This is a genomic window from Bartonella sp. CM120XJJH, from assembly GCF_042194715.1.
In the GTDB taxonomy this organism is placed as follows: Bacteria; Pseudomonadota; Alphaproteobacteria; order Rhizobiales; family Rhizobiaceae; genus Bartonella.
The window spans coordinates 20,864-27,303 of record NZ_JBHINE010000022.1 but is presented as its reverse complement, the minus strand read 5'-3'; the positions used below and the strand labels follow the sequence as shown (position 1 = coordinate 27,303).

Annotated in this window: 8 protein-coding genes; all 8 read left to right on the top strand. The window is 47.4% G+C overall.

The annotated features are described in order from the left end of the window. The first annotated feature begins 123 nt into the window (after positions 1 to 123). The 8 genes from ACFIKU_RS08105 to ACFIKU_RS08070 all read left to right on the top strand — a co-directional run bounded on the left by ACFIKU_RS08105 (position 124) and on the right by ACFIKU_RS08070 (position 6,433). The gene (locus tag ACFIKU_RS08105) at positions 124 to 522 is read left to right on the top strand and encodes a hypothetical protein (RefSeq protein ID WP_375657197.1); all 399 of its coding nucleotides are present in this window, start codon (positions 124 to 126) and stop codon (positions 520 to 522) included. Continuing rightward, complete coding sequence (locus ACFIKU_RS08100; protein ID WP_375657196.1) at positions 522 to 1,469, top strand: ParB/RepB/Spo0J family partition protein; 948 nt, start codon at positions 522 to 524, stop codon at positions 1,467 to 1,469. Before ACFIKU_RS08105 ends, ACFIKU_RS08100 begins: the two co-directional genes overlap by 1 nt. Further along, on the top strand, positions 1,466 to 1,924 hold the full coding sequence (locus ACFIKU_RS08095; RefSeq protein ID WP_375657195.1) for a hypothetical protein: 459 nt from the start codon (positions 1,466 to 1,468) through the stop codon (positions 1,922 to 1,924). The genes ACFIKU_RS08100 and ACFIKU_RS08095 overlap by 4 nt, the downstream gene beginning before the upstream one ends. After that, on the top strand, positions 1,921 to 3,903 hold the full coding sequence (locus ACFIKU_RS08090) for a transposase domain-containing protein (RefSeq protein ID WP_375657194.1): 1,983 nt from the start codon (positions 1,921 to 1,923) through the stop codon (positions 3,901 to 3,903). Before ACFIKU_RS08095 ends, ACFIKU_RS08090 begins: the two co-directional genes overlap by 4 nt. A 346-nt stretch (positions 3,904 to 4,249) precedes the next feature. Continuing rightward, positions 4,250 to 5,281, top strand: a complete 1,032-nt coding sequence (locus ACFIKU_RS08085) for an AAA family ATPase (protein WP_375657193.1) — start codon at positions 4,250 to 4,252, stop codon at positions 5,279 to 5,281. Further along, positions 5,278 to 5,547 carry a hypothetical protein gene (locus tag ACFIKU_RS08080; protein ID WP_375657192.1) on the top strand — a complete coding sequence of 90 codons (270 nt, stop codon included), beginning with the start codon at positions 5,278 to 5,280 and terminating at the stop codon, positions 5,545 to 5,547. Before ACFIKU_RS08085 ends, ACFIKU_RS08080 begins: the two co-directional genes overlap by 4 nt. Next, the gene (locus tag ACFIKU_RS08075; protein WP_273722795.1) at positions 5,544 to 5,795 is read left to right on the top strand and encodes a hypothetical protein; all 252 of its coding nucleotides are present in this window, start codon (positions 5,544 to 5,546) and stop codon (positions 5,793 to 5,795) included. Before ACFIKU_RS08080 ends, ACFIKU_RS08075 begins: the two co-directional genes overlap by 4 nt. 14 nt (positions 5,796 to 5,809) lie before the next feature. Next, positions 5,810 to 6,433, top strand: coding sequence for a DUF3164 family protein (locus tag ACFIKU_RS08070; RefSeq protein WP_375657198.1), 624 nt, complete (start codon positions 5,810 to 5,812; stop codon positions 6,431 to 6,433). The last annotated feature ends 7 nt before the right edge of the window (positions 6,434 to 6,440 follow it).

The window sequence follows — 6,440 nt, the reverse complement described above, 5'->3', positions numbered from 1 at the left end:
CCATAAGATAAAGAGGTTTATCAATGTCTAAAGATCAATACGAAATGGGCAAGATAAATTGCATAGAGTTGCATCATGGAACAGCCGTTTGGACGGGTTGGTTTTGGCGATTAGGGGATGGTTATGGTTGCAGCTTATAATTTATGGATGCCAGAGGCAAAAAGAGAAATTTTTAATCCTTATTCAGAAGCTGAGCGATTACAAATGATGCTTTCCTGTTCTTTAAAAGCAGTGAGTGGAGGCTTTCGACATATACCGATCCGGTATGTTATTGATCCCCCGCATGGCTTATTTGATGCGATATTAGCACGGCAGATTGCTATTCATATTTTGCATTATCAATTTGAGGTGCCGCGGCGGCGTATTGTTGCCATGCAAATACGGAAGCAGACTGCTATCTTTCTTGCTTTACAAGTGATTAATCGGCGTTTGGAAGAACCTGTATTTGCGAAAGCTTATCGAAGATGGGCAGGGCGTGCGATGGATTTGTTTTTTAAAGAAATGGTAAAGGCGGGGGCGTAATGGCACAGTTTCAAAAGCTTGCTCTTGATGTGATTGTGGTGCCGGAGCGTATACGCCCTGTGGATGATGAGCATGCTAAGGCACTTGCACAATCAATGGCGCGGGAGGGATTGATGAATCCGATTACGGTGCGCCATACCCCCAATGCTAAGGAAGGTAATTACACGCTTATTGCTGGTGCGCATCGACTTCGTGCTGCTGAGCTTTTGGGCTATAGTGACATTGATGCGGTTGTGGTGCAGGCTGATAAGGACAATGCCGCGCTTTTAGAAGTAGCAGAAAATCTGTTTCGCAATGAATTGTCTGTTATTGACCGTGCGCTTTTTGTCCAGACCTACCGCGAATTGTGGGAAAAGAAGTTTGGGGAAATTAAGGTTGGTGGGGATGGTAGTAATCAACATAAAGCCAAAAAAGAGCAATTGGGTAAAGTTTACCCTATTGCTCAAATCAGTGATAATGCCTCTTCAAATGACAATAAAATCGGGTGTGAAGGAGACAAAGTGGCAAAGGTGCAAGTTGCACCTTTGCCAAATGATGGTGACTTAAATGGCAAAGTGCAAGGTTTGCACTTTGCTAAACATGTGGCGGACCGTATCGGTTTATCGAAGGAATCGGTGAAACTCCTCAATCGCATTTCCCAGCATTTACAGCCGGAGTTGCGGTCTGTTTTGCGTGGCACGGCATTGGCGGATAATCAAGCGCAGTTGTTGAAGTTAGCCAAGATGGAGCCGGTTGCGCAACGGCGTGTGGCGGTTGCTTTGCAACAGGTTGAGGGGGATTTACGGCGGGCTGTTGATTTGGTCAATGGGATTAATACGCCTCCGCAAATTAATGAGCAGGAACGGATTTTTGCTCAGTTATTAGGGGTGTGGCAGAGAGCAGATGCGCAGACAAAGGCGCGGTTTTGTGATTATCTTGCAAGAGAACGAGGGGAGGAGCAGGCATGAAGAGGCATGGTTCTGGGCAGCTTGATTTTTTCCAAAAGCCGGTTTTTCCCTGCCGTGAACCCGTTGCGCAGATTGATTTAGGGCGGTTTCGCTCACGCATTAAGCGTGCCATGGCGCGGGCTTTGAGAGAATGCCGGGTAGAGCGCAGTGTGATTGCGGAGCGTATGGCGCATTATTTAGGCATTGGTTGTTTAAGTAAGGCAAGCTTGGATGCTTATGTTGCGGAAAGTAAGCAGGTGGATATTTCTCTGCCGCGGTTTAAGGCATTTGTGCGGGCGACAGAGGCATTTTGGCTTTGGGATGAGGTGGTGAGTGAAGATGGTTTATTGCTGTTGCAAGGGGATGAGGCGCGTTTGGCAGAAATTGCAAGATTGCAGCAGGAACAGCGGGAGATTGCAGCGCGATTAAAAGCGATGCGTGCGGTTCCGGTTCGCATTAGACGGGGGCAGCCATGAAAGAATGGTTTAGTATTGCCGAATTGGCTGAGGCAGCTTTGCCAGGGTTGCCGAAAACATATAAAAGTCTTGAAAACCACGGACGGGTATATTGGAGAAAAAATTCTAAACTCTCGAGGAAGGTGGGAGGCAAAACCAAGCCGGTTTGGGAGTATCACATTTCCTTATTGCCGGAGGGGGCGCGAGCGGCATTGTTGGTGCGGTTTGGTGGGGTTTGTGTAGAAGAAAAGACAGAGAAAAGCGATCAAAAGGCAAGTATTTGGGTGCGTTATGAGGGGCTTTCAAAGGCGCATAAAAGGCGCTGTGAAGAGCGTTTGAAGGCGCTTTGTTTTTGGGAAGATTTGCTCCATGGCGGTATGGGTGTGCATGATGCGGCAAGTTTTTGTGCGGTGCAGTTTGGGGTTAGCCGGATGTCGCTTTTTAATTGGCGGCAGATGGTTGAAGGGTATGAGCGCCCTGATTGGTTGGCAGCGCTTGCGCCTTGTTATGGTGAGGAGAATGTTTCGCAATTTGCGCCGTGTCATGATGGGGCGTGGGAGGTTTTATGTTCGGATTATTTGCGCTCGTCTCGCCCTGCTTTTTCGGCGTGTTATCGGCGGATGGTTTCGGTTGCGCAGGAGAAAGGTTGGGAGCCCATTCCTTCAGAGCGGGCTTTGCGGCGTCGTTTTAAGGCGCAAGTTTCCAAAGCGGTTGTAGCGTTAGCGCGTGAAGGAGAGGAGACGGCAAAAAAGCTTTATCCCGCCCAACGGCGTGATCGCTCAAGCCTGCATGCACTGCAAGCGGTGAATATGGACGGGCATAAGCTGGATGTTTTTGTGCATGTTCCTTGGACAGAGAAGCCTGTGCGGCTTTATCTGATTGCCATTCAAGATCTTTATTCGGGCAAGATTTTATCGTGGCGCTTATCGGATGCTGAGACTTGGGAAATCGTTCGTTTGGTGATTGGGGATATGGTGGAGGCTTATGGGATACCGGAGCGTATGACCTTGGATAATGGGCGTGCTTTTACCAGCAAGTGGATTTCTGGAGGTGTGCAAAACCGTTTTCGCTTTAAGATTAAGCCGGATGATCCGCAAGGGCTTTTGACGAGTTTGGGGGTGCAATTGCAATGGACGACCCCTTATAGCGGACAGTCTAAACCAATTGAGCGGGCATGGCGTGATCTGGCAGAAGCGATTTCCAAACATCCCTTTTGTGCGGGGGCTTATACGGGCAATAAACCGGATGCCAAGCCGGAAGATTATGGCAAGCGCGCGATAGGATTTGAAGAATTCAAAGCCCATGTTGGTGCACAAATTTGTGCACACAATGCGCAAGCGGGGCGTAAGGCGGTTAATTGTGCGGGGCGCAGTTTTGATGAGACCTTTACTGAGAGCTTGCAAGCCGAGGGGACGATAGTTCGGCAAGCGAGCGCAGCACAACGGGCTTTATGGCTTTTAACCTCTGAGGCATTGCGTGCGCAAAAGGGTACGGGCGAGATCCATTTTTATGGCAATCGTTATTGGGCGCGTGAACTTAACCAGTATGCGGGGCAAAAGGTTATTGTACGTTTTGATCCGGATAATTTGCATCAAGATTTACGGGTTTATGATTTGAACAATCGGTTGCTTTGTTTGGCACCTTGCCTTTGTGATGTAGGTTTTTATGACCAGCAGGCGGCGCGCTTGAATGGGCGTTTGCGTAAAGAATATGTGAAGGCTGTTAAAGCAGAAAAACAGTTGGCAGCAAAGCTTGCGCCTGATCACTTGGCCGATGTTTATGGGCGCTTTGAGAAAAAGGATGAAGCGTTCAAATCTAAGCTTCCGATAAAGCCAAAGGTGAGCCGCTTGATGCCGAACAATGTGGGGAATTTAGCTTTGACAGCAGACGATGATGAGGCTTTGGACGCCCAAGAATTCAGTCAACACTTGCATAAAGCTTTGAGAAAGCTTTCCGCCTCTGATGAGGGGCGTGAGGTGATCAAGTTTCCCAAGCAATAGAATAAGGAAATAGGAAAAGAGAGGGGGGGGTTTATAAGAATTCTCAAAAGGAAGCTGGTTTTGTATCGCGTACCAGCTTGAAGCGTTAACAAAGAAAGGGGGGGAGGAATCTTATCCATTCAAAGTTTAAATCAATACATGAAGTTTCTAGGTGTCTTTGCCTGATCGGGAGAGATGCGTGGAGTTAGCAAGTTCTCTGATGTGTGAGAAAGAGAGGGAATTTGCAAGGTTAGCCGTTTTAGTATCGCGTACGGCTTTAAATGTTTATTGAAGACCAAAGATAAGGGGCGGGTTGGAGCCCTTCCCCTTATCAATAGTCTAAAATCAATACGAAAGGGGAATATACATGAAAAACGCGATAAATGCAACGGTCGATAAAAATCCTTGGGCGCGACCAAAAATCCAGCCTAATGGAACAGCACAAAACCGCAACAGTGATGACATTGCTTTATGGAATGAGCTTGTGGATGCGGTGCGCGCTTTGGGGCAAATGAATGATTGGTCGAAAGCAGAGGTGGCGCGGCGCATTGGCATGCCCGATGGGACGTTTTCGCAATGGTATGCGGGCAGTTATGCGGGACAATTGGGTAAGCAAAATGCAAAGGTTCAACAATGGGTTGAGGTTTTAAAGGAAACAGCGGGATTTTTGGAGAAGATCCCAGAAAAACCAGCCTTTCAGAGGAATCGAATTGCCAGTGAGATTATTGATACTTTAACACTGGCACAAAGTACGGGGGATATGGTGATGATTACGCTTGATGCGGGCAGTGGTAAGACCGAAACCTGTCGCCATTACCGTGCGACCCGTCCACATGTTTATTTGGTGACAGCAAGTCCGCATACGCGCAGTGTTCACGGTATTTTGAATGATATGGCAGCAGAATTGGAAGTGGTGGAATATAATCCCACCCGCTTAACGCGTGCGATTGGCAAGAAATTAGAGCGTGTAGGCAGTGGCACGTTGTTGATCGTTGATGAGGCGCAAAATTTAACGGATGAGGCGATTAATCAGTTGCGCCATTTTGTTGATATTAATGGCACGGGGCTCGCTTTGGTTGGCAATGATGAGATTTCGGGACGGTTGGTTCACCGTCAAAATGGTCCCTCTTATGCGCAAATTAAAAGCCGATTGGCCATGCATCTGAAACGCCGCAAGCCCTATAGTGAGGATATTGCTGCGCGCATTCATGATTGGGGGATTGAAGATGTTGGTGCGATAAAGTTTTTGACAGGGATAGGCTTAAAGGCTGGAGCTTTGCGGCAAATTGATAAAACCATGATGTTGGCACGCATGGCAGCGCTTGGAGATGGGTGTGAGGTGACTCTGAAACATGTCAAAGCGGCATGGAAAAACCGTGACGTGGAGGAATTGGCATGATCCCTTTATGCGACAAAGAATTATCCGATACGCTTGTTGGTCTTTATGACGATTATCAATGCGGTTTTGATATTGGAGAAAAGCTTAAATTGTGTGTTGATTTGGCGTTATTGCTTGAATTGGAATTGAGTGTTCACCGTTTGGGGGAAGCGGATGCGGTTTTGGAAGCTGAAGTTGCAGAAGTTTTGGCTGAGTGTGAAGGCTCTGATCGAGATGAAGATAAGAGCAATCGTGTGATTTATATGGATTTTGGAGGCGGAAAATGATGGAACGCAACCCCTATATGGTGAGAGAGTGCTTGATTGCTTTGCGCTCTGCCTTGTTAAAACATGAAGTGAATGGGATTTTTTTGCATGGACAAGATGTTCGAGAATTAAATGAGTATTTGCGCCGCCTAGCGGGCTATAACCACATTTTAGGTCATGAGCTTATGCGGTGTCGTTGGCAATTGAAAGCGGGATGTGCGCCTTCTTCAGGGGATGTTGTGCCATTTCGTCGGTTTCAAAAAACATAAGGAGGACATTGGTGATGAATCCACAAATTGAACTTGAAGGCACGCATTATATGAAGGATGCAAAAGGGGCTTTGGTGCCGGTAAGCCTGATCCGCCCTGCGGATTTGTTAGAAGATGAAACGGTGCGCAAAATTATGGGTTTTGCGAAAGAGTTATCGGCAAGGATTGCGCGTTTTAACAACCATACGATTGCGGATTTGAGTGGTTTTGATAGCTTGCTTGCGCAAGAATATGGTGTGGAGCGGCGTGGCAAAAAGGGCAATTGTACTTACACAAGCTTTGATGGTTTGCAACGCATTAAGGTGCAGGTACAGGAAAGTGTTGATTTTGGACCACAATTGCAAATTGCCAAAAGCCTTCTTGATGAGTGTTTGAATGAATGGTCTGCGGATGCACGCCCTGAAATCCGTGCGATTATTACGCGTGCTTTTAATACGGATAAAGAAGGCAAGGTGAATCGGGGGGAGATCTTTATGCTGTTGCGTTTGGATATTGATGATCCACGCTGGAATGAGGCTATGCGGGCGATCCGTGAAGCGATCCGTGTGACGACCTCTAAGGAATATGTGCGTTTTTATGAGCGTGAAACATTAGAAAGCGCTTGGCGCCCTGTAACCATTGATCTTGCGAAGACATGAGGGGGTA

Coding starts and splice junctions, on each gene's coding strand:
- ACFIKU_RS08090 (WP_375657194.1), top strand. CDS start 1,921: ATGAAAGAATGGTTTAGTATTGCCGAATTGGCTGAGGCAGCTTTGCCA.
- ACFIKU_RS08100 (WP_375657196.1), top strand. CDS start 522: ATGGCACAGTTTCAAAAGCTTGCTCTTGATGTGATTGTGGTGCCGGAG.
- ACFIKU_RS08080 (WP_375657192.1), top strand. CDS start 5,278: ATGATCCCTTTATGCGACAAAGAATTATCCGATACGCTTGTTGGTCTT.
- ACFIKU_RS08070 (WP_375657198.1), top strand. CDS start 5,810: ATGAATCCACAAATTGAACTTGAAGGCACGCATTATATGAAGGATGCA.
- ACFIKU_RS08075 (WP_273722795.1), top strand. CDS start 5,544: ATGATGGAACGCAACCCCTATATGGTGAGAGAGTGCTTGATTGCTTTG.
- ACFIKU_RS08085 (WP_375657193.1), top strand. CDS start 4,250: ATGAAAAACGCGATAAATGCAACGGTCGATAAAAATCCTTGGGCGCGA.
- ACFIKU_RS08105 (WP_375657197.1), top strand. CDS start 124: ATGGTTGCAGCTTATAATTTATGGATGCCAGAGGCAAAAAGAGAAATT.
- ACFIKU_RS08095 (WP_375657195.1), top strand. CDS start 1,466: ATGAAGAGGCATGGTTCTGGGCAGCTTGATTTTTTCCAAAAGCCGGTT.